The sequence below is a fragment of the Buttiauxella sp. BIGb0471 genome (genome assembly GCF_024807715.1).
GTDB classification, from domain to species: Bacteria; Pseudomonadota; Gammaproteobacteria; order Enterobacterales; family Enterobacteriaceae; genus Buttiauxella; species Buttiauxella agrestis.
The window spans coordinates 1-26,965 of sequence record NZ_JANUEU010000010.1; the positions used below are offsets into that span (position 1 = coordinate 1).

The 26,965-nt window shown below is 51.7% G+C and carries 24 protein-coding genes; 11 read left to right on the forward strand and 13 right to left on the reverse strand.

Annotated elements, in window-relative coordinates; genetic code table 11:
• Positions 1-340: 340 nt before the first annotated feature.
• Entirely contained in the window at positions 341-1,075 is a 735-nt protein-coding gene (locus M2371_RS20775) for a response regulator (RefSeq protein WP_259268595.1), read from the reverse strand.
• 271 nt (positions 1,076-1,346) lie between these two features.
• On the opposite strand from M2371_RS20775, the gene fdhF reads away from it, so the two are divergent.
• From fdhF to M2371_RS20800, 5 genes are all read left to right on the forward strand, one after another.
• Complete coding sequence (gene fdhF, locus M2371_RS20780) at positions 1,347-3,494, forward strand: formate dehydrogenase subunit alpha (protein ID WP_259268596.1); 2,148 nt, start codon at positions 1,347-1,349, stop codon at positions 3,492-3,494.
• 208 nt (positions 3,495-3,702) lie between these two features.
• Positions 3,703-5,658, forward strand: coding sequence for an acetate--CoA ligase (acs, locus tag M2371_RS20785; protein WP_034492484.1), 1,956 nt, complete (start codon positions 3,703-3,705; stop codon positions 5,656-5,658).
• A gap of 135 nt (positions 5,659-5,793) precedes the next feature.
• Positions 5,794-6,108: a DUF485 domain-containing protein gene (locus tag M2371_RS20790; RefSeq protein ID WP_172895805.1), complete on the forward strand. Its 315-nt coding sequence runs from the start codon at positions 5,794-5,796 to the stop codon at positions 6,106-6,108.
• The gene (gene actP, locus M2371_RS20795) at positions 6,105-7,763 is read left to right on the forward strand and encodes a cation/acetate symporter ActP (protein ID WP_034492480.1); all 1,659 of its coding nucleotides are present in this window, start codon (positions 6,105-6,107) and stop codon (positions 7,761-7,763) included. Before M2371_RS20790 ends, actP begins: the two co-directional genes overlap by 4 nt.
• A gap of 134 nt (positions 7,764-7,897) precedes the next feature.
• Positions 7,898-9,190, forward strand: coding sequence for a Gfo/Idh/MocA family protein (locus M2371_RS20800; protein WP_259268597.1), 1,293 nt, complete (start codon positions 7,898-7,900; stop codon positions 9,188-9,190).
• Here the strand turns inward: M2371_RS20800 and M2371_RS20805 are convergent, their stop codons facing one another.
• Positions 9,191-9,880: an LrgB family protein gene (locus M2371_RS20805; protein WP_172896195.1), complete on the reverse strand. Its 690-nt coding sequence runs from the start codon at positions 9,878-9,880 to the stop codon at positions 9,191-9,193.
• The gene (locus M2371_RS20810) at positions 9,873-10,298 is read right to left on the reverse strand and encodes a CidA/LrgA family protein (protein WP_034492476.1); all 426 of its coding nucleotides are present in this window, start codon (positions 10,296-10,298) and stop codon (positions 9,873-9,875) included. The genes M2371_RS20805 and M2371_RS20810 overlap by 8 nt, the downstream gene beginning before the upstream one ends.
• A 103-nt stretch (positions 10,299-10,401) precedes the next feature.
• Between M2371_RS20810 and M2371_RS20815 the strand changes: the two genes are divergently transcribed.
• A complete protein-coding gene (locus tag M2371_RS20815; RefSeq protein WP_172895813.1) occupies positions 10,402-11,289 on the forward strand; it encodes a LysR family transcriptional regulator in 888 nt (295 codons plus the stop codon).
• A 48-nt stretch (positions 11,290-11,337) separates the two neighbouring features.
• On the opposite strand, the gene M2371_RS20820 is transcribed toward M2371_RS20815, so the two are convergent.
• From M2371_RS20820 to soxR, 4 genes are all read right to left on the reverse strand, one after another.
• On the reverse strand, positions 11,338-12,984 hold the full coding sequence (locus M2371_RS20820) for a Na+/H+ antiporter (RefSeq protein ID WP_172895815.1): 1,647 nt from the start codon (positions 12,982-12,984) through the stop codon (positions 11,338-11,340).
• 372 nt (positions 12,985-13,356) lie between these two features.
• Positions 13,357-14,706, reverse strand: coding sequence for an NCS2 family permease (locus M2371_RS20825; protein WP_034492470.1), 1,350 nt, complete (start codon positions 14,704-14,706; stop codon positions 13,357-13,359).
• 503 nt (positions 14,707-15,209) lie between these two features.
• Positions 15,210-15,872, reverse strand: coding sequence for a glutathione S-transferase family protein (locus tag M2371_RS20830; protein WP_115631513.1), 663 nt, complete (start codon positions 15,870-15,872; stop codon positions 15,210-15,212).
• Positions 15,873-16,156: 284 nt separating this feature from the next.
• The gene (soxR, locus tag M2371_RS20835; RefSeq protein ID WP_115631514.1) at positions 16,157-16,615 is read right to left on the reverse strand and encodes a redox-sensitive transcriptional activator SoxR; all 459 of its coding nucleotides are present in this window, start codon (positions 16,613-16,615) and stop codon (positions 16,157-16,159) included.
• An 86-nt stretch (positions 16,616-16,701) separates the two neighbouring features.
• Between soxR and soxS the strand changes: the two genes are divergently transcribed.
• Both soxS and M2371_RS20845 read left to right on the forward strand, forming a co-directional pair.
• Entirely contained in the window at positions 16,702-17,025 is a 324-nt protein-coding gene (gene soxS, locus M2371_RS20840; RefSeq protein ID WP_034492462.1) for a superoxide response transcriptional regulator SoxS, read from the forward strand.
• 236 nt (positions 17,026-17,261) lie between these two features.
• A complete protein-coding gene (locus tag M2371_RS20845; RefSeq protein ID WP_034492460.1) occupies positions 17,262-17,543 on the forward strand; it encodes a YjcB family protein in 282 nt (93 codons plus the stop codon).
• 70 nt (positions 17,544-17,613) lie between these two features.
• On the opposite strand, the gene M2371_RS20850 is transcribed toward M2371_RS20845, so the two are convergent.
• The 3 genes from M2371_RS20850 to ssb1 form a co-directional block, all read right to left on the reverse strand.
• A complete protein-coding gene (locus M2371_RS20850; protein ID WP_259268598.1) occupies positions 17,614-18,390 on the reverse strand; it encodes an ABC transporter substrate-binding protein in 777 nt (258 codons plus the stop codon).
• Between the two features lie 15 nt (positions 18,391-18,405).
• Positions 18,406-19,584, reverse strand: a complete 1,179-nt coding sequence (locus M2371_RS20855) for a M20 aminoacylase family protein (protein ID WP_259268599.1) — start codon at positions 19,582-19,584, stop codon at positions 18,406-18,408.
• A 192-nt stretch (positions 19,585-19,776) separates the two neighbouring features.
• Positions 19,777-20,316 carry a single-stranded DNA-binding protein SSB1 gene (gene ssb1, locus M2371_RS20860; RefSeq protein WP_172895822.1) on the reverse strand — a complete coding sequence of 180 codons (540 nt, stop codon included), beginning with the start codon at positions 20,314-20,316 and terminating at the stop codon, positions 19,777-19,779.
• Positions 20,317-20,543: 227 nt separating this feature from the next.
• Here ssb1 and uvrA point away from each other — a divergent pair, with 227 nt between their 5' ends.
• From uvrA to M2371_RS20875, 3 genes are all read left to right on the forward strand, one after another.
• Positions 20,544-23,375: an excinuclease ABC subunit UvrA gene (gene uvrA, locus M2371_RS20865; protein WP_259268600.1), complete on the forward strand. Its 2,832-nt coding sequence runs from the start codon at positions 20,544-20,546 to the stop codon at positions 23,373-23,375.
• Positions 23,376-23,562: 187 nt separating this feature from the next.
• Positions 23,563-23,997 carry a hypothetical protein gene (locus M2371_RS20870; RefSeq protein WP_259268601.1) on the forward strand — a complete coding sequence of 145 codons (435 nt, stop codon included), beginning with the start codon at positions 23,563-23,565 and terminating at the stop codon, positions 23,995-23,997.
• Between the two features lie 2 nt (positions 23,998-23,999).
• Entirely contained in the window at positions 24,000-24,338 is a 339-nt protein-coding gene (locus tag M2371_RS20875) for a hypothetical protein (RefSeq protein ID WP_259268602.1), read from the forward strand.
• Between the two features lie 32 nt (positions 24,339-24,370).
• Here the strand turns inward: M2371_RS20875 and M2371_RS20880 are convergent, their stop codons facing one another.
• The 3 genes from M2371_RS20880 to tyrB form a co-directional block, all read right to left on the reverse strand.
• Positions 24,371-24,724, reverse strand: coding sequence for an MmcQ/YjbR family DNA-binding protein (locus M2371_RS20880; RefSeq protein ID WP_259268603.1), 354 nt, complete (start codon positions 24,722-24,724; stop codon positions 24,371-24,373).
• Positions 24,725-24,834: 110 nt separating this feature from the next.
• Positions 24,835-25,548 (reverse strand): acid phosphatase AphA, encoded by a 714-nt coding sequence (aphA, locus tag M2371_RS20885; protein WP_034492427.1) that lies wholly within the window; start codon positions 25,546-25,548, stop codon positions 24,835-24,837.
• 171 nt (positions 25,549-25,719) lie between these two features.
• Positions 25,720-26,913 (reverse strand): aromatic amino acid transaminase, encoded by a 1,194-nt coding sequence (gene tyrB / locus M2371_RS20890; RefSeq protein WP_172895832.1) that lies wholly within the window; start codon positions 26,911-26,913, stop codon positions 25,720-25,722.
• Between the last annotated feature and the right edge of the window lie 52 nt (positions 26,914-26,965).

The window sequence follows — 26,965 nt, forward strand, 5'->3', positions numbered from 1 at the left end:
AAATTAAAAGGTCTGAGTCCAATTGAATATCGAACTCAGACCTATGAGCCTTGTGTTTAACTGTCCAACTAAATGGGGTCAGTACAACCCGAGGCTTGCCCTCAACCCTGAACAAGTTGAGGTTAGCCTCTTACTCGCCGCAAGGCAAGGAGTAAAAAGGCATCAGCCAACAAAGACAGTTGTCATCTTTATACTCGTCATAATTCAAGCCGCAGCGGCGTTGGCTGCCTTCGCGCCCCCCAGTCACTTACTTTAGTAAGCTCCTGGGGATTTGCTCAGTTGCCGCCTTGCTGCAACTCGAATTATTTAGAGTATATATTAGAATAAATATCCCAGGATATTACGCCGCATTATTTTCCGCCTGAATAACATCAGCCGAAAATACATATCCCACACCGCGAATAGTTCTGATTAATGCTGGCTGATGTGGGTTCGGTTCTATTTTTTTACGCAGGCGCATAATCAGCACATCTATCGTTCTGTCGAACACTTCCAGGCTTTCGCTGTGGGTCAGTTCCAGTAATCTCTCACGCGATAACACTTTGCGGGCGTTTTGTACCAGGGCCAGCAGCAGGCCGTATTCGCCTTGGGTGAGATCAACTTGTTCATGCGCACAATTGAATAGCTGGCAACGCCCGGTATCGAGTCGCCAGCCATTGAAATGCAGGCCGTTGGTTTTGGTTGTCGGGGTTTCTATCGCTAATGCGCCGGAACGCCGCAGCACAGCTTTCACTCGCGCCACCACCACACGCGGGTTAAACGGTTTGCCGATGTAATCATCCGCGCCCATTTCAAGCCCGACCACCACGTCAGATTCGCTACCCAAACCTGTCAGCATCACCACCGGCAAATCTGGCCGCTGGCGCTGAATCTGTTGCAGCACCAGCAGTCCGTTAATATCCGGCAAAATCATATCCAGCAGCACCAGCGCAATTTCTGGAAACTGCGCGATCGCAGTCAGCGCTTCATTTCCGGTGTGGCAGACCCGCACCTCAAAAACGTGTTCGTTTAGCACGTCTCGCAGTACGTCACAGATTGCCAGATCGTCATCCACCAGCAAAATTGCAGGTTTCATGGTTGTACTCCGCGATGGATGCATTAGGAAATTATAAGTGTGGGTGATTGTTGATGGAGTACCGCATAAATCCCAACAGACCGTGCCGAATTTTCAACCAGTGTCACAAACCCCGTGGTGGTCGACACGTCACTTTTGACGATGTCCTGTTTTTCGTCAGGGTTTTGCTGCTTTTATCGCCGTAAGATGCCTGTAATTCCCACTCTTTCTATGTGGCATAGATAATGCATAGAGAGCTGCAAGGTAAGTAATATTGACTGGAGCAACACTGATGAAAAAAGTCGTCACGGTTTGCCCCTATTGTGCCTCAGGTTGCAAAATCAACCTCGTGGTCGATAACGGCAAAGTCGTCAAGGCGGAAGCGGCTCAGGGTAAAACTAACCAGGGCGATTTATGCCTGAAGGGTTACTACGGCTGGGATTTTATTAACGATACTAAAATCCTCACTCCACGCCTGAAATCTCCGATGATTCGTCGCCAGAAAGGCGGCAAACTCGAAAATGTTTCCTGGGATGAAGCGCTGAACTACGTCAGCACCCGTCTGAGTGAAATCAAAGCGAAACACGGCTCCGATGCCATCATGACCACCGGTTCTTCCCGTGGGACAGGCAACGAAACTAACTATGTAATGCAGAAATTTGCGCGCGCCGTTATTGGTACTAATAACGTCGATTGCTGCGCACGCGTCTGACACGGCCCATCGGTTGCAGGTCTGCACCAATCGGTCGGTAACGGCGCTATGAGCAACTCAATCGTCGAGATTGAGGATACCGATTTAGTGTTTGTGTTCGGGTATAACCCGGCAGATTCACACCCTATCGTTGCTAACCGCGTGATTCGCGCGAAGCAAAAAGGGGCGCAAATCATTGTTGTCGATCCGCGTAAAATCGAAACCGCGCGCATCGCTGATATGCATTTGCAGTTAAGAAATGGTTCTAACATCGCCCTGCTTAACGCAATTGGGCATGTGATTATCGAAGAAAACCTGTACGACCAGTCATTCGTGGCCGAACGTACCGAAGGTTTCGACGAGTATCGCAAAATTGTTGCTGGCTACACGCCTGAATCTGTTGAAGAAATTACTGGCGTTACTGCGGCGGAAATTCGCAGCGCAGCACGCATGTATGCGAAGGCGAAAACCGCCACGATTCTGTGGGGCATGGGCGTGACCCAGTTCTATCAGGGCGTGGAAACTGTTCGCTCGCTGACAAGCCTTGCGCTGATGACTGGCAACCTGGGTAAACCGAACGTCGGTGTTAACCCGGTTCGTGGTCAAAACAACGTTCAGGGTGCCTGCGATATGGGCGCGCTGCCGGATACCTATCCTGGCTATCAGTACGTTAAAGATGATTTCAGCCGTGAGAAGTTTGCGAAAGCATGGGGCGTGCCATCGCTGCCTGCTCACACTGGCTATCGCATCAGCGAACTGCCGCACCGTGTGGCGCATGGCGAAGTGTATGCGGCGTACATCATGGGCGAAGATCCGCTTCAAACCGATGCGGAGCTTTCAGCTGTTCGCAAAGCATTTGAAGAACTCGAGCTGGTGATTGTACAAGACATCTTCATGACCAAAACCGCGGCTGCCGCCGATGTGATTTTGCCGTCCACTTCGTGGGGCGAACATGAAGGCGTTTATACCGCCGCTGACCGTGGTTTCCAGCGCTTCTTTAAAGCGGTAGAACCGAAGTGGGACTTGAAAACGGACTGGCAGATTATCAGTGAAATCGCCACCCGTATGGGCTACCCGATGCACTACAACAACACCCAGGAAATTTGGGATGAGTTGCGTGGTCTGTGCCCTGATTTCTACGGTGCCACTTACGAGAAAATGGGCGAGCTGGGTTATATCCAGTGGCCTTGCCGCGATGTTGCTGAAAGCGACCAGGGTACGTCGTTCTTGTACGACGGTAAGTTCGACCGTGCAAACGGCCTGGGCGAGTTCTTTACCTGCGACTGGGCGCCGCCAATCGACAAAGTCACCGAAGAGTACCCGATGGTACTTTCCACGGTGCGTGAAGTCGGCCATTACTCTTGCCGTTCGATGACCGGCAACTGTGCGGCATTGGCAGCTCTGGCAGATGAACCAGGCTATGCGCAAATCCACATCGACGATGCCGCGCGTTTGGGTATCGAAGATGAAGCGCTGGTGTGGGTGAATTCACGCAAAGGCCGAGTTATCACACGGGCGAATGTGAGCGAGCGTCCTAATAAGGGTGCCGTTTACATGACGTATCAGTGGTGGATTGGCGCGTGTAACGAGCTGGTGACTGAAAACCTCAGCCCGATTACCAAAACGCCGGAGTATAAATACTGCGCCGTGCGCGTCGAGCCTATCGCCGATCAGAAAGCTGCCGAACAGTATGTGATTGACGAATACAGCAAGTTAAAAGCCAGTTTGCGCGAAAGCGCGGCGGGTTAATAATCCCCAGGAAACACGCCCGAGAGCTGCCAATTGGCAGCTCTTTTTTTTGCCTTTTGCCCCTCGCCTCACAGGATTTATTGATTAAATTTTCAACCATTTAATTAATGCGTGATCTGTCGCCCAAATAATAAACAAAGCTTCCCAGGCACTCTGCGATTAACGTTTATGTGACATATTATTAACATCCTAAAAGGAGAAAAAAAGCATGAGCCAAATACATAAACACGCCATTCCCGCAAATATTGCGGACAACTGCCTGATAAACCCGGAGCAATACCAATCCATGTACCAACATTCGGTACATGATCCAGACGCATTTTGGGGCGAACAAGGGAAGATCCTCGATTGGATCAAGCCTTATCAGAAGGTGAAAAACACCTCTTTCGCACCGGGAAACGTCTCAATCAAATGGTATGAAGACGGCACGCTAAACCTGGCCGCCAACTGCCTGGACAGACACCTGAAAGAAAGGGGTGATCAAACCGCCATCATCTGGGAAGGTGACGATGCCACCCAGAGTAAAACCATTACCTACCGTGAACTGCATCGCGAAGTGTGCCGTTTCGCCAATACTCTGGTGGAACTGGGCATCAAGAAAGGCGATGTGGTGGCGATTTATATGCCGATGGTGCCGGAAGCCGCCGTTGCGATGCTGGCTTGCGCACGAATCGGCGCGGTGCATTCCGTAATATTCGGTGGCTTCTCACCGGAAGCCGTTGCCGGGCGCATCATCGACTCCAGCTCTAAACTGGTGATTACCGCCGACGAAGGCATTCGTGCCGGGCGCTCCATTCCGCTGAAGAAAAACGTCGATGACGCGCTGAAAAACCCAGGCGTCAAAACTGTCGAACACGTTGTCGTGCTTAAACGTACCGGCGGTAATATCGAATGGCACGAAGGCCGCGACCTGTGGTGGAACGAACTGGTTGAGAAAGCCAGTGCTCACCACCAGCCAGTCGAAGTGAACGCCGAAGATCCACTTTTCATCCTTTACACCTCCGGTTCAACCGGCAAGCCAAAAGGCGTGCTGCACACCACCGGCGGGTATCTGGTTTATGCCGCAACCACCTTTAAATATGTCTTTGATTACCATCCGGGCGACGTGTACTGGTGCACCGCCGACGTGGGTTGGGTCACCGGACACAGCTATCTGCTCTACGGCCCGCTGGCGTGTGGTGCGATCACCCTGATGTTCGAAGGCGTGCCAAACTGGCCTGCACCAAACCGCATGGCGCAAGTCGTTGATAAGCATAAGGTGAATATTCTCTACACCGCACCAACCGCGATTCGTGCGCTGATGGCTGAAGGTGATAAAGCCGTTGAAAACACCGACCGTTCGTCGCTGCGCATTTTGGGTTCGGTAGGCGAACCTATCAACCCGGAAGCGTGGGAATGGTACTGGAAGAAAATCGGTAACGAGAAATGCCCGGTGGTGGACACCTGGTGGCAGACCGAAACCGGCGGCTTCATGATCACCCCGATTCCAGGCGCGACCGAGCTGAAAGCCGGTTCCGCCACGCGCCCGTTCTTCGGCGTGCAGCCTGCACTGGTGGATAACGAAGGTAATCCGCAACAGGGGGCGACCGAAGGTAACCTGGTGATCACCGATTCATGGCCGGGCCAGGCGCGCACGCTGTTTGGCGACCACGAACGTTTCGAGCAAACCTATTTCTCGACCTTCAAAAATATGTATTTCAGCGGTGACGGCGCACGCCGTGACGAAGACGGTTACTACTGGATTACCGGGCGTGTGGATGACGTGCTGAACGTGTCCGGCCACCGTCTGGGCACCGCAGAAATCGAGTCGGCGCTGGTGTCGCATCCGAAAGTAGCCGAAGCGGCAGTGGTCGGCATTCCGCATAACATTAAAGGCCAGGCGATTTACGCATACGTGACGCTCAATCACGGCGAAGAGCCGACGCCTGAGCTGTATACCGAAGTGCGCAATTGGGTGCGTAAAGAGATTGGCCCGCTTGCCACGCCGGATATTTTGCACTGGACAGATTCACTACCGAAAACCCGCTCCGGCAAAATTATGCGTCGCATTTTGCGCAAAATTGCCGCCGGAGATACCAGTAACTTTGGTGATACTTCAACGCTTGCCGATCCGGGCGTTGTTGAGAAGTTACTGGAAGAAAAACAATCTATTACCATGCCTTAGTCTTTTCCCCCTCTCCCTCAGGGAGAGGGCTGGGTGAGGGTTGTTTCATGGTGATATGCCCTCATCCCAACCTTCTCCCTCAGGAGAAGGAGCCAAAAAAATAAAACCACCCCCTTACCTCTGGAGAGATCTGTGATGAGTGAACAACTTTATCAACGGATAGAAGACAGTGCGCATTTCAGGGAGTTAGTCGCTAAACGGCAACGGTTTGCCACCATTTTGTCCATCATCATGCTGGTGATTTATATCAGCTTTATCCTGCTCATTGCCTTTGCCCCTGGCTGGTTGGGTACGCCTTTGCACGAAGGCACCACCGTCACACGCGGCATTCCGATTGGTGTCGGCGTGATTCTGATTTCATTCTTCCTCACGGGCGTTTATGTCTGGCGGGCGAACGGTGAATTTGACCGTCTGAATAACGCTGTGCTGCGCGAGGTGAAAGTATCATGAAACGTCTTCTCGGCCTTGCTGCCGCACCGCTGTTAAGCCTGCCAGCCTCTGCGTTTGCCGCGGATGCCATTACGGGGGCTGTGCAACGCCAGCCGACCAACTGGCAGGCGATTATCATGTTTATTGTGTTCGTCGCGTTCACCCTGGGCATCACTTATTGGGCCTCGAAACGCACCCGTACCCGTAGCGATTATTACACTGCGGGTGGCAATATTACCGGCTTTCAGAATGGCCTGGCGATTGCGGGCGACTATATGTCTGCCGCATCGTTCCTTGGTATTTCGGCGCTGGTATTTACCTCCGGCTACGACGGCCTGATTTACTCCCTGGGCTTTTTGGTCGGCTGGCCAATTATCCTGTTCCTGATTGCCGAACGCTTACGTAACCTCGGCAAATATACCTTTGCCGACGTCGCTTCTTATCGCTTAAAACAAGGGCCAATCCGTATTCTTTCGGCCTGCGGTTCTCTGGTGGTTGTCGCCCTGTATCTGATTGCTCAGATGGTTGGCGCAGGCAAACTTATCGAGCTGCTGTTTGGCCTGAACTACCACGTCGCGGTGGTGCTGGTCGGCGTGTTGATGGTGATGTACGTCCTGTTCGGCGGCATGTTAGCCACCACCTGGGTACAAATCATCAAAGCCGTATTGCTGCTGTTCGGCGCAAGTTTCATGGCCTTTATGGTGATGAAACACGTCGGCTTTAGCTTCAACAATTTGTTCGCCGAAGCGATTGCCGTGCACCCGAAAGGGGTGGCAATCATGAGCCCTGGCGGGTTGGTAAAAGACCCGATATCGGCGCTGTCGCTGGGATTAGGTTTGATGTTTGGTACGGCGGGCTTGCCGCACATTCTGATGCGTTTCTTCACGGTCAGCGATGCTCGCGAAGCGCGTAAAAGCGTGCTCTACGCTACCGGTTTCATGGGTTATTTCTACATCCTGACCTTTATCATCGGCTTTGGTGCCATCATGTTGGTCGGTGCAAACCCCGCCTTTAAAGATGCCGCAGGGGCGTTGATTGGCGGCAACAACATGGCGGCGGTTCACCTCGCGGATGCAGTAGGCGGCAGCTTGTTCTTAGGCTTTATCTCGGCGGTTGCCTTCGCCACCATCCTTGCGGTGGTTGCCGGTTTAACGCTGGCGGGTGCGTCTGCTGTTTCGCACGACCTTTACGCCAACGTGTTCCGCAAAGGGGCTTCTGAACGCGACGAGCTGAGAGTGTCCAAAATCACTGTTCTGGTGCTGGGCGTGGTGGCTATCTTGCTGGGGATTTTGTTCGAGAAACAAAACATCGCCTTCATGGTCGGCCTGGCGTTCTCGATTGCGGCGAGCTGTAACTTCCCAATTATTCTGCTCTCGATGTACTGGTCGAAACTGACCACGCGTGGCGCGATGATTGGCGGCTGGCTTGGCTTGCTGACAGCGGTGATCCTGATGATCCTCGGCCCAACGGTTTGGGTGCAGGTTCTGGGCCACGCAACGGCAATCTTCCCGTACGAATACCCGGCACTGTTCTCGATTCTGGTGGCGTTCGTCGGTATTTGGGTATTCTCAGCGACTGATAACAGCCCTGAAGGCAATCTCGAACGTGAGAAATTCCGTGCACAGTTCATCCGCTCCCAGACCGGGATCGGCATTGAACAAGGTCGTGCGCATTAATTAGCATTAACTCTCCCCGGTTCGTTCGAGCCGGGGATCACATTTTCGCCTTTCCAGCATTTCAATCCCGCTCCAGAGGGCTACAGTAGCTCATAAATGAAACGATGTTTTATTTAATAACTGGCGAGGATTGTATGAAAAAGTATGCCCTGGTAGGAACCGGCGGACGTGCCGGGTTATATATCGAAGCCATTAGCGGTAAATGGAAAGATAACGCGCAACTGGTCGCATTTTGCGACACCAACCAGACGCGAATGAATTATGCCAATACGCTTTTGAGTCATGCTGGTAGCCCGCCCGCCTCCACCTGGAAAGCGGCAGATTTCGACACCATGATTCATGAAACACGCCCGGATATTGTCATTGTCACCACCATGGATCGCACGCACGACGAGTACATTGTGCGGGCGCTGCATGCCGGTTGCGACGTGATTACCGAAAAACCGATGACCATTGATGAAAAGCGTGCGCTGCGCATTCTCGATGCCATTGAAGAAACGGGCCGTCAGGTGCGTGTCGCCTTTAATTACCGTTACGCACCCCATCACAGCAAAATCCGTGAATTGCTAATGAACGACACTATTGGCGAGGTGTTTTCAGTGCATTTCGAATGGCTGCTCAATACCGAGCACGGCGCGGATTATTTCCGTCGCTGGCACCGCGAGAAACGCAACAGCGGCGGCCTGCTGGTACATAAATCCACTCACCATTTCGACCTGATGAACTTCTGGCTGGACAGTTATCCGGAACGTGTTTATGCGGAAGGTGGGCTGCGTTTTTATGGCAAAGAGAATGCGCAGATGCGAGGCATCTCGCAGTTTTACCCACGCGCGCACGGTTTCGATGCCGCAAAAGATGACCCGTTCGCGTTGCATATGGAAGAGAACGAGCAGCTCAAAGCGCTGTATCTGGATGCGGAACACGAGGATAACTATTACCGCGATCAGAGCGTTTTTAGCGACGGCATCACTATCGAAGACACGCTATCGGTGCTGGTGAAATACCAAAATCAGGTGCAGATGACTTACTCGCTGAATGCGTATTTGCCGTGGGAAGGGCTGAATGTGGTGTTCAACGGCAGCCGTGGGCGGCTTGAAATGAAACTGGTGGAAATGTCGTACGTGAATGCCGGTGGCGACCGCGAAAACGAAGGTAGCCTCGAAAGCTGCGATATCACCGTATTCCCGATGTTTGCCGCACCGTATAAAGCCGATTTCAATATTGGTGCAGGCGGCCATGGCGGGGGCGATAACGCGATGCTGGCTGATTTATTTGGCGAGCCGGGCAACGACCCGCTGAAGCGAGCCGCCGATCACCGCGCCGGAGCGATGTCGATTCTGACCGGAATCGCCGGGAATATTTCGATGCAGCAGCAGCGCCCGGTGCAGTTTAAGGAGTTTGAACTGGTGTCGCGGTTAAAAAAGTAATCAAAACATGAGCCAACCAACCAATGGTGCAATCAACACCATGACTACGCCGGAAAACATCATCACCAGACTGGCGACTACACCTTCCTGCGGGCCTAGCTCGTAGGAACGTGCGGTGCCTGCGCCGTGCGAAGCGGCACCAAAACCCGCGCCTTTTGCCATTCCTTCACGGATAGCGAGGCGCAAAAACAGCACGTCGCCCACCGCCATGCCAAATACCCCCGTCACGACGACAAATAACGCCACCAGCTCCGGCTGCCCACCGAGCGGTTTGGCCGCGGCGAGCGCAAATGGCGTGGTAATAGAACGCACCGCCAGGCTGCGCTGAATTTCATCTGATAAGGTAAACAAACGTGCCAGCCAAACCGAGCTGGTGACTGCCACCACTGTCGCCGTAATAACGCCTGCGGAGAGTGACATCCAGTGGCGCTTAATCACATTCAAGTTGTCATACACAGGTACCGCAAAGGCGATGGTCGCCGGGCCAAGTAGCCACAGCAGCCAGTGCGCTTCGCCCATATAATTTTGATAAGAGATATGACCAAAAATCAGTATCGCCACCAGCAAAAGTGGCGTTAACACCAAAGGCATTAACGGCAATTTGCGAAAGCGGCGATAGAGTTTTTTATTGGCAAAATACAGGCCGAGCGTGACGACCAGGCAAAGAATACTTAACTGGAAATTACTCACCACTCGCCTGCCTGCGGGCAATACGCGCCAGTTCGTAACGGTAGACTTTATCCACCACCAGGGCGGTGGTGCTCAGTACCAGCAAGGTACTAATGGCGATAACCAGGAAGATACGCCAGCCATCGACCATCAGTAATTCGGCGTAATTTACCACCGCAACCACGGCAGGCACGAAGAACAGCAGCATCTCTGCCAGCAACCAGCGGGAACCGGCTCGCACCCATTTCAACGGCACCACGCGGCAAACAATCAGCGCCAGTAACAGCAGCATTCCGACCAGGTTTGCAGGCAGCGGCAAGTGCCACCAGTCAACTAGCTGTTGGGCGAAAATAAACAACCCTGCATATAACGCGACTTGCACCGGCACCTGAATGCGGCGAAAAAGAACAGGCGTAAAACCACGTAACGCCACGGCCATGAGAGTGGCACTCCAAAGAAATGTGAGGTAGCGATTATAGTTAGCTCACTTCAATGATAGAAATGAATTAAAATTATCAAAGGTATAGTCAACAGGAATAGTTATGGACATCCGGACGCTGCGTTATTTTGTTGAAGTGGTTCGCCAGCAAAGTTTTACTCGCGCTGCCCAGAAGATGTTCGTGACTCAGCCGACCATCAGCAAGATGCTGCGTAATCTCGAAGATGAACTGGGTTGTACGCTGCTGATTCGTGATGGCCGTAAGCTCTTGATGACGGATACTGGCGAAGTGGTTTATCAGCGCGGTTTGGCGATCCTGGCGGAGTTTCGCCAGTTAGAAGCCGAACTTGGCGATATTAACCAGCTGAACAAAGGCGTGCTGCGCCTCGGTATTCCGCCCATGGTGGGCATGCTTATGGCCGGGCCGATTAGCCTTTATCGCCAGCGCTACCCCGGCGTCGAGCTGAAAATTTCTGAATTTGGCGGCTTAACAGTGCAACAAGCCGTGCTCAACGGCGAGCTGGATTTAGCCATGACCGCACTTCCCGTTGATGACGAACACACGTTCTCCTCGCTCCCTCTGCTGCACAATCCCTTGTGCGTTCTGGTTCCGCGTTCCGGCCCGTGGATGAAGCGCGAAAGTATCGACCCGATAGAGCTCGCCGCACATCCCCTGCTTATCTATAACGAAGATTTCGCCCTGAGCCGCCAGCTCATCCAGCTATTCCACGAGCACGGTTTTACGCCGCGCATTGCGGTGCGCAGCGGGCAATGGGATTTCCTCGCTGCGATGGTGCAGGCAGGCGTGGGGATCGCCATTTTGCCGGAAACTATTTGTCAGAAGCTGGATAAAAACACGCTGATGTGGCTGCCGTTAAATAGCGATTTAACCTGGCAACTGGCAATGATTTGGCGTGAAGGGGTTTATATGTCGCGCAGTGCGCAGGCGTGGATTGCGTGCTGTAAGGAGTTTTGGCCGGTCAGTTCATAGCGCCCTCACCCCAACCCTCTCCCCCAGGAGAGGGAGAGGAATAGCCGCTTACTGCTGCTCGACCAGTAACGCTTCGAGCAAATCGAGATCGTGCAGCAGTTTCATCAGCGTTTCGTTACTGATTTTCTGCGTGGCGCGTAAATGGTACAGCTCGGCGCGCTCGGAACGTAATGCCGCCAGGCGGAAGCGTCGCTCAAGATTTTCTTCCAGCTCGCTGCTTTCCACATCGTTACGCCCGTCAGCCCGGCGGCGCAAGTTGCCGATAACCCGCGAACTCACCTCTTTTAGCAGCTGATCGTCGATGTTTTCGTTCACATCGGCTTGCAGACGCTCTTCCATTTTCTCAATGGCGGTAATCGCCACTTCTGCCGTGGCGGCCCTGGCGATACGTTCTTCCTGGCGCGCCATTGATTTATCGGGAACTTCCACGTTACGCAATAAAATCGGCAGCATGATAACGCCCGCAAACAACGAGAACAGAATCACCCCCGCCGAGAGGAAGATAAGCTCGTAACGCGCCGGGAAAGGCGTACCGTCGCCCAACAGCAGCGGAATCGAGAGCACACCCGCAAGCGTAATCGCCCCTCGCACACCAGCAAATGACGCAATGCAAAGCTCGCGAGTTGAGTAGCTGCCGAACTCCAGCGGGCGCTTTTTCATAAAGCGCAGGCTGATACGTTTCATGGTCCACAGCCATAAGAAACGCACGCCGATCAGCGCGAAATAGATAAGCCCGACATCAACAAACAGCATCCATAATTCAACGTTCGGATCGGCATTTGCCGCCGCGACAGAGGTTTTCAGAATGCCCGGCAATTGCAGGCCCAGCATCAGGAAAACCATGCCATTGAACACGAATTCTAGCATCGCCCAGACGCTGTTCGCACGCAGGCGCATCGCCAGTGGTGCGCTGCGCAACACGCCAGAACGGGTAATGGTCATACCCGCGGCAACCGCGGCCAGGATACCGGAAACGCCGATATGTTCGGCAATCAGATAAGAAGCAAATGGCAACAGCAGCAACAGCAGGATTTGCGTGGCCGGTTCGTCGCCGCTCCAGCGGCTCATCAGGCGCAGTGATTTACCATACAGCCAGCTCACGGCAATCCCCGCCAGCAGGCCGCCAATCGCCACTTTGAAGAATTCTACGGTTGCGCCACCGACGGTAAACACCATCGTGCCCACCGCTACCGCGACCGCCATTTTCAGCGATACCAGGCCGGATGCGTCGTTCATTAACGCTTCGCCCTGCAAAATCCCCATGATTTTCTTCGGTATACGCCCTTCTCCGACAATGCCGGAAAGTGCCACGGCATCGGTCGGCGAGAGCACAGCCGCTAGCGCAAACGCAGGAATGAGCGGAATGCCCGGCACCAGGAAGTAAATCAGAAAGCCAATACCGACGACGGTAACCAGCACCAGCACCAACGCCAGACCGATAATTTCCCGCCCATGGTTGAGGAATTCGTGCGTCGGCGTTTTCCAGCCATCGGCAAATAGCAGCGGCGGAATAAACAGCACCAGGAACAGTTCCGGGTTGAAATCGACGTGTAATCCAAAGTGCGGCCAGGCGAGCAAGGCCCCAATCGCAATTTGCATTAACGGAAGTGGGATCTGGAATGGCAGCATGCGTGTAGCCACACCAGAGAGCGAAACCACAAGGGTCATGATGAGAATAGTAAAGAAGATTTCCATGCTTTCCTTAGTCGCGGTGTTTTGTGAAACCCTTTTTGCAGGATGTTGTTATACCCAATAGTAAAACAACTTTTTACCCCCGTCATACTTCAAGTTGCAGGTGCGTTGACTGCATCCGCGCGCCCCAGTCACATAGTTATCTATGCTCCTGGGGACTTGCGGTCTTGTCGCCTTTCTGCAACTCGAATTATTTAGGGGTTCACCGGAAGGAAACAGGGAAAGATTTAAGGTGTTTGGGAGGGATTTGAAGGGTGGGAAAGTTTGAACTCCCCCACCCGAATTACTGGTGGATGACGCTTACGCTTATCCACCCTACAAGGGCTGCATTACGTAGGTCGGATAAGCGATAGCGTCATCCGACATAACGATAGCTTAAATGGCCCAGCCGCCTGCGTAGAAGGCTACAAGCGCGATTGCAATCACCACCGTTCCGATGTTCAGCTTGCGCCACTCACCCGATACGATGCGGCCAATCACCAGGGAGGCGAAACCAATCATGATGCCGGTAACGATGTTACAGGTCAGCACGATGAACACCGCAGTGATCAGGCCCGCCATAGCATCAACGAAATCAGCGAAATCGATTTTTGCTACGTTGCTCAGCATCAGCAAGCCCACATACATCAGCGCCGGAGCGGTGGCGTAAGCAGGAACCAGATAAGAGAGCGGAGAAAGGAACAGGATCAGCAGGAACAATACGCCAACGGTGATTGCCGTCAGGCCAGTTTTACCGCCCGCCGCCGTACCTGCCGCAGATTCGATGTAAACCGCCGCCGGAGCCGCACCCACCAGGCCGGAGAATACGGAGCTGAGGGAGTCGGTGGTCAGCGCTTTGCCGCCATCAATGATTTGACCGTCTTTATCCAGCAGATTTGCCTGGCCCGCAACGGCGCGAATGGTGCCGGTTGCATCGAATACCGCAGTCATGACCAACGCCAGAACGCTTGGCAACACCACTGGGTTCAGCGCGCCCATGATATCCAGGCTACCAATCAGCGAATTACCCGCTTCGTCTTTCAGCGAAGGCATAGCGAAGATGCCGGAGAAATGCACTGTCGGATCGAAAATCAGGCCGAAAATAGAAATCCCGATGATGGTCAGCAAAATGCCGCCAGGGACTTTCAGTTTTTCCAGACCGATGATTACCGCCAGGCCAATCAAAGACATAATGACCGGGAAGCTGGCGAAATGGCCAAGCGCAACAGGCAAGCCATCCAGTGGGTTTTTGATAACCAAACCGACACCGTTTGCCGCAATCAGCAGCAGGAACAGGCCGATACCGATACCGGTGCCGTGCGCAACACCCATCGGTAAGTTACGCAAAATCCAGCTACGAATACCGGTTGCGGAGATAATGGTGAACAGCACCCCCATCAGGAACACGGCGCCTAACGCAACCGGAACGCTGATGTGTTGGCCGAGCACCAGGCTGAATGCGGTGAACGCCGTCAGTGAAATAGCGCAACCAATGGCCAGCGGCAGATTCGCCCACAAGCCCATCAGCAGAGAGCCAACACCGGCGACCAGACAAGTTGCCACAAAGACCGCCGCAGGAGGGAAACCTGCTTTACCGAGCATGCCCGGTACCACGATCACGGAGTACACCATCGCGAGGAAGGTCGTTAAACCCGCAACAACTTCCTGGCGAACGGTGCTGCCACGTGCAGATATTTTGAACCAGGCGTCGATGCCGCTGGTTGCACGCGGAGAATGATTAGACATAGTGAAAAATCCCCTGAGATTTTTATGATTAAGTCGGTATGCGTGGCGGAATCCGCTTCTAATTAAACGTTCATATTCTAAAAAACGACGAATAAATCCCTGTGCTGCGTTTGCGACAAAAAAGGGCGTCACAAAAAAAGCAAACGTTTAACTCCGCGCATACAAACTGTGCGTCAAAATTAAGGCAAACGATTATCCGGCCTTCTTACATGGATTTTCAACCGAACTTTGCCGCTTTTTGCCGAAAAATGCGTTAGCCGGTCAAAATATCGCCACCTCATGCGCAAACGTTATCGTCGATGCGCAATTTAGCAACAATGATGCAAGATACGGGTAATGCATTTTCCTGGCTCATAGGATTTTTCAATATCCAAAACTAATATCCTAAATCATTCGATTCGCATTGCGGCGGCAAGAGAAAGAGTCCCAATGAGCTGACATAAGTCAGTGATTTGGGCGAGTGAGCGCAGCCAACAAAAAGGCGAATTGAAGAATGACGGATATTACGGGATCTCGAAAGGCCCACCCTGCTGAATTGCCCGTTGCCAGGCGGGGCGCATTTGCACCTGGTTATACCAATTCTGCAAGTTCGGCAGATCGCTTATGCCACCGCGAGACAGCAATGCGATAACCGGGAAACTCATCTGAATATCCGCAGCACTTATCGCTTGCCCGGCAAACCAGGGCGTTTTTTGCAGACAATCTTCGAGATATCGCGCATGCGTCAAAATCTGTTTATTCAGATATGCCTTTTGCACGCCCTGCCCCAAAACATTGCCGACCGGGCGTAGCAACCACGGCACAGGTGCTTTGCCCAGGCTACCAAAGACCAGTTTCATCATCAGCAAGGGCATCAACGATCCTTCGGCGTAATGCAGCCAGAATCGATATCGCAGTTTGTCCTCGCAGGAGATCGGTTTAAGGCGGCTTTCGGGGTCATAGGTTTCTTGCAGATATTCGATGATTGCCCCGGATTCCACGAGGATATTGCCGTTATCTTCCACCACCGGCGATTTCCCTAGTGGGTGCACGGCTTTTAATGACTCTGGTGCGAGCATCGTGGGTTCGCGCTGATAGCGAACGATCTGGTACGGCACCTGAAGCTCTTCAAGCATCCATAATATGCGCTGTGAGCGGGAGTTATTGAGATGATGAACGGTAAGCATGAGTTAACCTTCTGTTTAGCAAGATGAGTTAACTATAGGAAACGTTGCGCAATGTGGCGCATTAGAATTGTTCAAAAAACATGCAAATTCACCTTGAAACCTGACTATGCCTGGCTACACTTAAATTGTCAGTGCAATCCGGAACCTCCTGAGAATGTGTGATTGAGGGACGCTGATGTCGGGGGAAACCCTCCTTGCGAAAAGCGGGATAGATCGAAAGACAAAGACCGGGTAATAAACTAAAGCGCCGAAGTTGGGCGCTTTAGTTTTGCCTGCGATTCCCCTTAATCATCTTCTAAAAGACGTGCGCCAGTCCCCTCTTCACCAAGTTTATCGCCAGGATTTCGCAGCGGGCAGTCGGCACCTGATAAACAACCGCAGCCGATGCAGCCATCAAGTTCGTCACGCAACGCAGTCAGCATGTTGATGCGCCGATCGAGTTCTTCACGCCATTGCGACGACATCTTTTTCCAGTCGTTTTTATTGATTTTATGGCCGTCCGGCAGCACGCCAAACTCTTCACCAATAGTCGACAGCGGAATGCCGATTCGCTGGGCGATTTTAATAATGGCGACGTTTCGCAGCACATCACGCGTATAACGCCGCTGGTTTCCGCTATTTCGTCTGCTTTTGATCAGCCCCTTGCTTTCATAGAAGTGCAAAGCGGAAACAGCCACGCCGCTGCGCTTTGCCACTTCTCCAGGACTGAGTAACGGTTTAAAGCGCGGTGTTTTCTTTTCCATAATCCTCTTTACCTCAAGTTAACTTGAGGAATTATACTCGCTGCCAACAAAACCTGCTAACGAACACACAGGCTTGAGGATGACTTATGGCACACCAGGACATTATTCAAACTTTGACTGAATGGATTGACGATCACATTGATCAACCGCTGAACATTGACGTTGTGGCAAAAAAATCAGGCTATTCAAAATGGTACCTTCAACGAATGTTCCGTACCGTTAAGCGCCAGACGTTAGGTGAATACATTCGCCAGCGCCGTCTGTTGATGGCAGCGAAAGAGCTGCGAAATACCCAGCGCCCCATTTTTGATATCGCGATGGACTACGGTTACGTTTCTCAGCAAACATTTTCCCGCGTTTTCCGCCGTGAGTTTGACCGCACACCGACTGATTATCGTCACCACGCCTGACGGTATTTGCCGCAGTATTGTTGCCTGAACATTCGAGAAATGGGTCAGAAAATGCGCCACAGAACTGGCGATTAAAAGAACAAATGTGATATAGTTCACAAATCCTGTGAGACAGGATTCTTCTTACATTTTTTGTACCCACTTATTCCCCTGACGGTCCTGAGTTGTCATTGCTGCGCCTTATGTCGCGCATAACCGTTTAGCGTAATGAGTTATGTGATTAAGGAACAATTTTCATGGCGGCAATTACTACCAGCGTTTTATTAATGCGCTGGCCTTTAGTCAGTGCGGTTCTGATGTTTTTAGCCAGCACGTTGAACATCCAGTTTCGCAAATCCGACTACACGTTTTTTGCTATCGTCAGCAGCATGCTGGGGATTGCCTCTGCGTTGTGGTTTGCGACCGGCTTATTGGGGCTGGAGTGGGCCGATTTCCCGGTCATCTGGGCGTCGTTCAAAGACATCATGATCGAGATCTCAAGCCATGCACCACCTGAATGGCCGATGGTGCTGACCTGATTGCCAGGATTAGAATTGATAACGGCCTCATTGCGAGGCCGTTTTTGTTTTACTGGCAAGCCGTTACACATTACGTCCCGGAATAGATGTCGAAACTAAAGTATTTCGAGGCGAGCTTTTTATACGTGCCATCCGCAATAATCTGGCTTATCGCGCCATTTAGCGCTTCGCGTAATTGCGCATCATCTTTACGCAGGCCAATCGCCGCGCCCGCCCCAAATAATTCCGGGTCCTGTAATGCTTTGCCGACCATAGCAAAATCTTTGCCCTGCGGTTTGTTCAGGAAGCTATATTCCGCCATCACCCCGGAAAGCACTGCCGCGTCGATGCGTCCGGACTCTAAATCCTGCACCACTAAATCAGCCCCCTGATAAGCCACCACGTTAACCCCGGCACTGCGCCAGTTTTTATTCGCGTAAGTTTCCTGAGCAGAGCCTTGCTCAACGCCGATGGTTTTACCTTTCAGCTGATCAATTTCCGGTTTGATGGGATTATTTTTATGTGCGACTAAAAATACCGGGCCGTTATATATTTTATCGGTAAAGGCAATTTGCTCTTTGCGTTTTTCCGTCATGTACATGCCGGAAAGAATGGCATCAAACTTTCTGGCTTGCAGTGCGGGAATAATGGCATCAAAGTTATTTTCCACCCATACGCATTTAGCCTGAAGTTTTTCACAAATAGCATTACCTAAATCAATATCAAAGCCGACCACCTTGCCATTAGCGTCTTTTGATTCAAAAGGGGCAAATGTCGGGTCCACACCAAAACGGATTTCTTTAATATTATTTGCCAATGCTGAAGTCGTCGCCAGCAGAGCAATTAATGGCAGAATATATTTTTTCATATTAGCTCCTGGATATTAGCGACAGTAAGTTTGTACTAAGCGGGAAAAGAATGAGGCGCCGGTAGAAATAATCGCATCGTTAAAGTCATAACCTGGGTTATGCACCATGCAGCCGCCTTTCTCCCCTTTTTCACCATTGCCTAATAAGAAATAACTGCCCGGTCTTTCTTGCAGCATAAAGGCAAAATCTTCGCTGCCGGTGGATGGAAGCACCGTATCGAGCACCGCATCTTTACCGAAAAACTCGACAGCCAGCTCACGAGCAAACGCCGTTTGTTCATCGTCGTTAATCAAGACGGGATAGGAGTCGTAAACTTCCACGTCGCAGCTGGCACCAAAGCTTTTCGCCGTGAAGTCGGCTAACTCTTCAATTCTTTTAATAAGCAGGTCGCGAATTTCTGGTTTCATGGCACGCACGGTTAATTCCATTACCGCGCTGTCGGGAATTACGTTGGAGGCAATGCCCGACTGGAAGGTTCCAACGGTAACAATGGCGGTTTCGCCTGGTGTGACATTGCGGGAGACAATGGTTTGCAATGCGGTGATTAGCGCCGCGCCCGTCACGATGGGGTCAACGGTACGTTGCGGATAAGCACCATGGCCGCCGTAGCCTTTGATGGTGATCTTTACGGTGTCTGCCGAGGCCATAAAGTTGCCTGAGTAGAAACCTAGTTTTCCGGTCGGCAAGCCTGGCATATTGTGGAGGGCAAAAACTCGGTCGCAGGGGAAGCGGTCGAATAGTCCGTCTTTAATCATTAAATCTGCACCGCCAATCGCTTCTTCGGCAGGCTGGAAAATGAGATGCACAGTGCCGTTAAACTCACAGGCATTTGATGCAATATATTTCGCTGCAGCTAATAAGATGGTGGTGTGGCCATCATGACCGCAGGCATGCATTTTGCCAGGAACTGTACTGGCCCAGGGTAAATTGGTTTCTTCAAAAATAGGCAGCGCATCCATATCAGCACGCAGGCCAATAGATTTATTCGAATCCCCTTTTTTCAAAGAACCCACAACCCCAGTAGTGCCAATTCCTCGAGTGACTTTATATCCCCAGGATTCAAGTTGTTTTGCTACTAAATCGCTGGTTTTAAACTCCTCGAGGCTTAATTCCGGGTTAGCGTGTAAATAATGGCGTATAGCAATCATTTCATCTTCTGAGGCTTTTATTTCTGGAATTACGAAATCTGTCATGCTGCTCTCCGGTGGAGTTATCAGTGTTGTGTTTGCATAAACAACTTAGCGGGATAACGTTTTAATGCAAGCAGGAATACTTATGACGCGGAGCAATACATTCGGGTTATTAATAGTCGCTTTTTACGCACGTTAAAAAACAAAAAACCCCGCAAGCGGGGTTTTAGATAATGCTAAATGCCAGAACCATTATCAGAATGGAATATCGTCATCGAAATCCATTGGTGGTTCATTGTTAGATGGCGCTGGAGCGCTCTGCTGCGGACGAGATTGCGCGCCGCCGCTGAACTGATTGCCGCCGCCCTGCTGTGGTTGCTGAGGCTGACCCCAACTACCTTGCTGCTGGCCTGGAGCGCCACCGCCGGCAGGAGCACCGCCCGCTGCACGGCCACCCAACATTTGCATCGTGCCACCCACGTTAACCACGACTTCGGTGGTGTATTTTTCAACGCCAGCCTGGTCGGTCCATTTACGCGTCTGCAATGCGCCTTCGATATAAACCTGGGAGCCTTTACGCAGGTATTCGCCTGCAACTTCTGCCAGTTTCCCGAACAGCACAACACGGTGCCATTCAGTTTTTTCTTTAGTTTCGCCGGTTTGCTTATCGCGCCAGGACTCTGACGTGGCCAGAGTAATGTTGGCAACTGCGCCACCATTTGGCATGTAGCGTACTTCCGGGTCTTGACCCAGATTCCCGACGAGAATCACCTTGTTTACGCCTCTGCTGGCCATGATCGTGTCTCCTGAAACGTTTATTAATAGTGTAAACCCTCGATTCTACCACGCCACCCCTAATCTTTATAGCTGCGGGATGCATTCCAGAATGTCGGAAGGATATACATTATTGCATTAAAGCACTGGATATCCATTCAGGTTTTATTGTGTCATAATTAGCCGTTTGTGATCGTCGGCGGCCTCCTGTGCGGCCTGGCAAAAAGCGTTTAAACCGGGAAAGGTGAATGGATAAGATCGAAGTTCGGGGCGCCCGCACCCACAATCTCAAAAATATTAACCTCGTTATTCCGCGCGACAAGCTGATTGTCGTGACTGGGCTTTCGGGTTCTGGCAAATCCTCACTGGCTTTCGACACCTTATACGCCGAGGGGCAACGTCGTTACGTTGAGTCCCTCTCCGCCTATGCGCGTCAGTTCCTGTCGTTGATGGAAAAGCCAGATGTTGACCACATTGAAGGCTTGTCGCCTGCGATTTCTATCGAGCAGAAATCCACCTCGCACAACCCGCGTTCAACCGTCGGCACTATTACAGAAATTCATGATTACCTGCGCCTGCTGTATGCCCGCGTGGGTGAGCCACGCTGCCCGGATCACAACGTGCCGCTGGCGGCGCAAACCGTCAGCCAGATGGTCGATAACGTTTTAGCGCAGCCGGAAGGCAAACGCCTGATGTTGCTTGCCCCCATCATTAAAGACAGGAAAGGCGAGCACACTAAAACGCTGGAAAACCTCGCAAGCCAGGGCTACATCCGCGCCAGGATCGACGGCGAAGTGTGCGATCTCTCGGATCCGCCAAAATTAGAATTACAGAAAAAACATACCATTGAAGTGGTCGTTGACCGTTTCAAAGTGCGTGAAGATATCGCGCAGCGTCTGGCGGAATCCTTTGAAACCGCGCTGGATTTATCTGGCGGTTCTGCGGTTGTCGCCGATATGGACGATGAAAAAGCAGAAGAGTTGCTGTTCTCGGCAAACTTCGCCTGCCCAATTTGCGGCTACAGCATGCGCGAGCTGGAACCGCGTCTGTTCTCGTTCAACAACCCAGCCGGTGCCTGCCCAACCTGTGACGGGCTTGGCGTGCAGCAATATTTCGATCCGGATCGTGTCGTACAAAACGGCGAGCTTTCCCTTGCTGGCGGCGCGATTCGTGGCTGGGATCGTCGTAATTTCTATTACTTCACCATGATGCGATCGCTTGCGGAGCATTATAAATTCGATGTCGAAACACCATGGAATGAACTGAGCGCCAGCGTGAAAAACGTGGTGCTTAACGGCTCTGGTAAAGAAAGCATTGAGTTCAAATATATAAACGACCGTGGCGATACGTCTGTGCGCCGCCATCCGTTTGAAGGCGTTCTGCATAATATGGAACGTCGCTATAAAGAAACCGAGTCTTCCGCTGTGCGGGAAGAACTGGCGAAATTTATCAGCAACCGTTCATGTGCAAGCTGCGAAGGTACGCGTCTGCGCCGTGAAGCACGCCATGTGTTTGTTGAAAACACGCCGCTGCCAACGATCTCTGATATGAGCATCGGTCATGCGATGGAATTCTTCCACAACATGAAGCTGAGCGGGCAACGTGCGCAAATCGCTGAAAAAATCTTGAAAGAGATTGGCGATCGCCTGAAATTCCTGGTGAACGTTGGCCTGAATTACCTCTCGCTTTCTCGTTCCGCAGAGACACTTTCCGGCGGCGAAGCGCAGCGTATTCGTCTGGCAAGTCAGATTGGCGCGGGTCTTGTGGGCGTGATGTATGTGCTCGATGAGCCGTCAATCGGCCTGCATCAGCGCGACAACGAGCGCCTGCTGGAAACGCTGATTCACCTGCGCGACCTCGGGAATACCGTGATTGTGGTCGAGCACGACGAAGATGCGATCCGTGCCGCAGACCATATTATTGATATCGGCCCAGGTGCGGGTGTTCACGGCGGCCATGTCGTTGCTGAAGGCACGATGCAGGATATTATCGACGCGCCGGAATCACTGACCGGGCAGTTCCTCAGTGGTAAGCGTGAAATTGCGCTGCCGAAAAACCGCGTTCCGGCTGACCCAGAGAAGGTGTTGAAGTTGGTTGGCGCGAAGGGCAACAACCTGAAAGATGTGACGTTGACGCTGCCCGTCGGTTTGTTTACCTGCGTAACCGGGGTTTCAGGTTCCGGGAAATCGACGCTGATTAACGATACGCTTTTCCCGATTGCTCAAACCCAATTGAACGGTGCAACGCTTGCAGAACCTGCGCCGTACCGCGACGTTCATGGTCTGGAGCATTTCGACAAAGTTATCGACATCGACCAAAGCCCAATTGGCCGTACACCGCGTTCAAACCCGGCAACTTACACCGGCGTGTTTACACCAGTGCGCGAGCTGTTTGCGGGCGTGCCGGAATCCCGTGCGCGGGGTTATACGCCGGGGCGTTTTAGCTTTAACGTGCGTGGCGGGCGTTGTGAAGCGTGCCAGGGCGATGGCGTTATCAAAGTTGAGATGCACTTCCTGCCGGATATTTACGTGCCGTGCGACCAATGCCGTGGCAAGCGATACAACCGCGAAACGCTGGAAATTAAGTACAAAGGCAAAAGCATTCACGAAGTGTTGGATATGACCATTGAAGACGCTCGTGAATTCTTTGATGCCGTGCCTGCGCTGGCGCGTAAGCTGCAAACGTTAATCGACGTGGGCCTGTCTTACATTCGCCTGGGTCAGTCTGCGACCACGCTGTCGGGCGGTGAAGCACAACGTGTAAAACTGGCGCGTGAGCTTTCTAAACGCGGCACCGGGCAAACGCTGTATATCCTCGATGAGCCGACGACTGGCCTGCACTTTGCAGATATTCAGCAATTGCTGGAAGTTCTGCACCAGTTGCGCGACCAGGGCAACACCATTGTGGTTATCGAGCATAATCTGGATGTGATTAAAACCGCAGACTGGATCGTTGACCTTGGCCCAGAAGGCGGTAGCGGCGGCGGCGAAATTCTCGTTTCCGGTACGCCAGAAACTGTCGCAGAGTGCGAAACGTCACATACCGCTCGTTTCCTCAAGCCTTTGCTGAAATTGAAATAGTCAGTCTTCCCTTCTGCCACTATTGTGCGTGGCAGAAGGGATTATTTATTATCACGTGTGATTCATCTGCCATCACTCATTATCAATGATAAAAAGTGATTGCCACTCTATCCTTTTTTACCTGCTCCTCTCTCAGCTCCTCGATATAATCCAACTATTGCATAATGGGTTTGCTTGCGGAGTAATTATGCCTTTATTAAGACTAATAATAACTTGTCTCTTTTTTTTGGCGAGCGGTTGTACGCTTGTCGATAACTATAATGCTAAAAGCCATGAACAACTCACTAACTTAATGATCGAACACTCTCAGTTTATAACTAATTTCACCACTATAAATGAACAGCTTGATTTAGAAGAGGTAAAAAAAGAAGACCGCACCATGCGAGAAAACTTCGATAAAGCAATCGCCTATGCGCAGTCTTTGGGCGACTCATGGCGCGTGAATAACCTCTGGCTATTAAAAGGTATTTATAATGATGATTATTTTCAATTAATCGATCAAAACCGAAATTTTAATTATCAGCAATCAGAACTTTATCGTGAGCAAAACACTTTAGCCTGGAAAATAGCTATCAATGGTGAATGTTCACGCCCTGCCTCATTATGCTCCCCCGGAAACTAACCATGGTAATCTTGGCAGATATTAGCCGTATTTTATCTTCTTCAGTTTTTCGTAATGAAGCTGGAAAAATACTCCAGGATGAGTTTGTCTCGCTGTTGAAGTCTGCAGCCGAAGATAAAAATGAATTTATAAAAAATTCAGCCAATATTATCGCACAGGCATTGCTCTATAAGGCACAGGGGCATTTAAACGAAAAAGATGTGATGACGATATTACGCAAACAGAAAAAAATTGCGCAAATCGAAGCCAACAACGCTGAACTGGCGGTCATGAGTCGTATCCAGAAAATCACCTATCGGTTGCTGGATATTTCCATCGACTTTCTGGTGAAAGCACTTTGAGATGCGGCCCCGCATCACTGACGGGGCTGCACTCAGCTCTGCAACTGCTGCCTGGTTTCCTGGGGCAGCAGCGATAATGCCTGCTGATACGAAGCATCCACCAGGTAGTAAATCTGCGAGTCAGGAAGTGTGCCATCCAGGTAAAGCGTGCTCCAGTGCGCTTTATTCAAATGCGCGCTAGGATGCACATCACTATGTTGTTCACGTAATAAGTCGGCAAGTGCCGGGCTTGCCTTTAACGACACTGCCGGGCGCGCTTCCACGTCATGCACCATCGCATACATCACATCCGCCACTTTTATTTGTGTGGCCTTCCAGTCGCTATGAACCGCTTGTTCGGCTCCGGGCTTGTTCATGCAGTACTGCAATAACTCCGAATTGGTCATTTTTATTCTCCTTGATGGGCTAATGTGAAAACGACGGGCTTAACCAAATTCTTCTTGTCGGTCGGGTAAGTGTAGCTTCACCCGACCGACTTGAAGTATGACGGGTAAAATTAGTATTCGGAGTTAACGATAACCTCTTCGCCAAATGCCCCTGCTTTTGGCAATGGCTGATAGCTGGAGTTAGAAGCACGCAACAGACGAATACCGCGCGCGCCTACATCCTGCGCGGCAGTAATATCACCGTCTGAATCGCCATAGAACACTTTGATTTTCTTATCTTTCAGCCACTGCGTTTTGGTGTTTTGCCCTGGCTGGTCGCCCGCGAAGATAACCGGGTTCACGCTGGCCTGCGGGATCTGGAAATCATTTTGCAGCGTTTTAGTCACGGTTTCTGTTTTGGTCGGGCTGCGGCCGGTGACGAAATAAATGCTGTCGCCGCGTTTGAGGTGCATGGCTATCAGGTTTTTCGCCACCTCTTTTGGCATGCTGAAATCATCCCAACCGTTGTTCATTTTTTCCCAGAACGCTGGGTTTTTCAGGTAATCCTGTTTACCTGGTGAATACTCTTTTTGCCCGCGATAGAAGCCAGGGCTTGAGAACAGAACCGTGTCGTCGATATCAAAACCTACCGCCATCGGCGCACGCCCTAACAGGCTATTTTCGATTTGTGCGACCGACACCCAGTGCACAGGAACTTGCTGCGCGAGTTGCGCAACAGTAACGCCAGGATTCAGTGGAGCGGGAGCTGATTCTTTTGCGAGAGCAGACTGATTCAATCCAAGTAACAAACACGCGGCACTGAGTGCCATCGTTAGCTTACGCATTATTTTCCCTCTTTCTCGTTAATTTTTATGATTATAAATCGGAACAAGTGGTCAAAAAGCAGATCGACAATACCGAGGCCTGAGCGCCAGAGAAAGGTTTTTTTCAAGATTTGTCATAGAAAAAGGCGATGATCACACATCGCCTTTTGGGGAATAAAAGTAAGTAAGTGCTTACATTACCGCGGCAAACGCCTGTGCTACGCGCTGCACGTTGTTGCTGTTCAACCCGGCAACACACATGCGTCCGCTGGCAATCAGATAGACACCAAACTCATCGCGCAGGCGGTCAACCTGTTCCGCGCTCAAACCGGTGTAGCTGAACATCCCGCGTTGTTGCAGCAGGTAGTCAAAATTGCGGTCTGGCATTTCAGCTTTCAGAACAGAAACCAGTGCCTGGCGCATATCGAGAATACGGCGACGCATGGTTTCGACTTCCTTCAGCCAGTTAGCTTTCAGTTGTTCGTCATTGAGCACCAAAGCCACAACCTGCGCGCCAAAGTTTGGCGGGCTGGAGTAGTTACGTCGCACGGTCGCTTTCAGTTGGCCCAGCACGCGGCTTGCGGTTTCGGTGTTTTCACAGACCACCGACAGCCCACCGACACGTTCGCCATACAGAGAGAAAATTTTGGAGAAAGAGTTGCTGACCAAAGCGGGCAACCCGGCGCTGGCTATCGCCCGAATCGCGTAAGCGTCTTGTTCCATACCCGCGCCAAAGCCCTGATAGGCGATGTCGAGGAAAGGAATCAGTTCGCGAGCTTTGAGGATTTCGACCACCACATCCCACTGCGCATCAGTCAGGTCAGAACCTGTCGGGTTATGGCAGCAAGGATGCAGCAGCACGATGCTTTGTGCTGGCAGCGTGTTCAGCGTTTCCAGCAACGCTTCGAAGCGCACGCCGTTGGTTTCAGAATCGAACCATGGGTATGTGTTCACTTCAAAACCGGCACCGCCAAAGATAGCGACATGGTTTTCCCAGGTCGGGTCGCTGACCCAGACCTGCGAATTTGGGAAATAAGTTTTCAGGAAGTCCGCACCGACTTTTAACGCCCCAGAGCCGCCAAGTGTTTGAATCGTCGCGATACGCCCTTCGAGCAAAGCCGGATGATCTGCCCCAAACAGCAACGGAGCAATCGCGCTGCGGTAGGTATTCAGGCCTTCCATCGGCAGGTAAATCGACGCGCCATGTGGTTGAGAATTCAGACGTTCTTCTGCCTGAGCGACAGCCTGTAACTGCGGGATGACCCCATTTTCGTCGTAATAGAGGCCAATGCTGAGGTTTACCTTGTCGCTACGCGGATCAACTTTGAAACGTTCCATAAGGGAAAGGATTGGGTCGCCAGCATAGGCGTCAACTTTTTGAAACACGGTGAGGTTCTCCTGGTTTACAGTGTCGCGGACAACCAATGTAAACCAGGGA

Coding starts and splice junctions, on each gene's coding strand:
- M2371_RS20815 (WP_172895813.1), top strand. CDS start 10,402: ATGGACATCCGGACGCTGCGTTATTTTGTTGAAGTGGTTCGCCAGCAA.
- M2371_RS20880 (WP_259268603.1), bottom strand. CDS start 24,724: ATGACCAATTCGGAGTTATTGCAGTACTGCATGAACAAGCCCGGAGCC.
- M2371_RS20870 (WP_259268601.1), top strand. CDS start 23,563: ATGCCTTTATTAAGACTAATAATAACTTGTCTCTTTTTTTTGGCGAGC.
- actP (WP_034492480.1), top strand. CDS start 6,105: ATGAAACGTCTTCTCGGCCTTGCTGCCGCACCGCTGTTAAGCCTGCCA.
- M2371_RS20825 (WP_034492470.1), bottom strand. CDS start 14,706: ATGTCTAATCATTCTCCGCGTGCAACCAGCGGCATCGACGCCTGGTTC.
- uvrA (WP_259268600.1), top strand. CDS start 20,544: ATGGATAAGATCGAAGTTCGGGGCGCCCGCACCCACAATCTCAAAAAT.
- M2371_RS20845 (WP_034492460.1), top strand. CDS start 17,262: ATGGCGGCAATTACTACCAGCGTTTTATTAATGCGCTGGCCTTTAGTC.
- M2371_RS20875 (WP_259268602.1), top strand. CDS start 24,000: ATGGTAATCTTGGCAGATATTAGCCGTATTTTATCTTCTTCAGTTTTT.
- M2371_RS20775 (WP_259268595.1), bottom strand. CDS start 1,075: ATGAAACCTGCAATTTTGCTGGTGGATGACGATCTGGCAATCTGTGAC.
- M2371_RS20820 (WP_172895815.1), bottom strand. CDS start 12,984: ATGGAAATCTTCTTTACTATTCTCATCATGACCCTTGTGGTTTCGCTC.
- M2371_RS20850 (WP_259268598.1), bottom strand. CDS start 18,390: ATGAAAAAATATATTCTGCCATTAATTGCTCTGCTGGCGACGACTTCA.
- acs (WP_034492484.1), top strand. CDS start 3,703: ATGAGCCAAATACATAAACACGCCATTCCCGCAAATATTGCGGACAAC.
- M2371_RS20830 (WP_115631513.1), bottom strand. CDS start 15,872: ATGCTTACCGTTCATCATCTCAATAACTCCCGCTCACAGCGCATATTA.
- M2371_RS20810 (WP_034492476.1), bottom strand. CDS start 10,298: ATGGCCGTGGCGTTACGTGGTTTTACGCCTGTTCTTTTTCGCCGCATT.
- M2371_RS20800 (WP_259268597.1), top strand. CDS start 7,898: ATGAAAAAGTATGCCCTGGTAGGAACCGGCGGACGTGCCGGGTTATAT.
- soxR (WP_115631514.1), bottom strand. CDS start 16,615: ATGGAAAAGAAAACACCGCGCTTTAAACCGTTACTCAGTCCTGGAGAA.
- soxS (WP_034492462.1), top strand. CDS start 16,702: ATGGCACACCAGGACATTATTCAAACTTTGACTGAATGGATTGACGAT.
- M2371_RS20790 (WP_172895805.1), top strand. CDS start 5,794: ATGAGTGAACAACTTTATCAACGGATAGAAGACAGTGCGCATTTCAGG.
- aphA (WP_034492427.1), bottom strand. CDS start 25,548: ATGCGTAAGCTAACGATGGCACTCAGTGCCGCGTGTTTGTTACTTGGA.
- M2371_RS20855 (WP_259268599.1), bottom strand. CDS start 19,584: ATGACAGATTTCGTAATTCCAGAAATAAAAGCCTCAGAAGATGAAATG.
- ssb1 (WP_172895822.1), bottom strand. CDS start 20,316: ATGGCCAGCAGAGGCGTAAACAAGGTGATTCTCGTCGGGAATCTGGGT.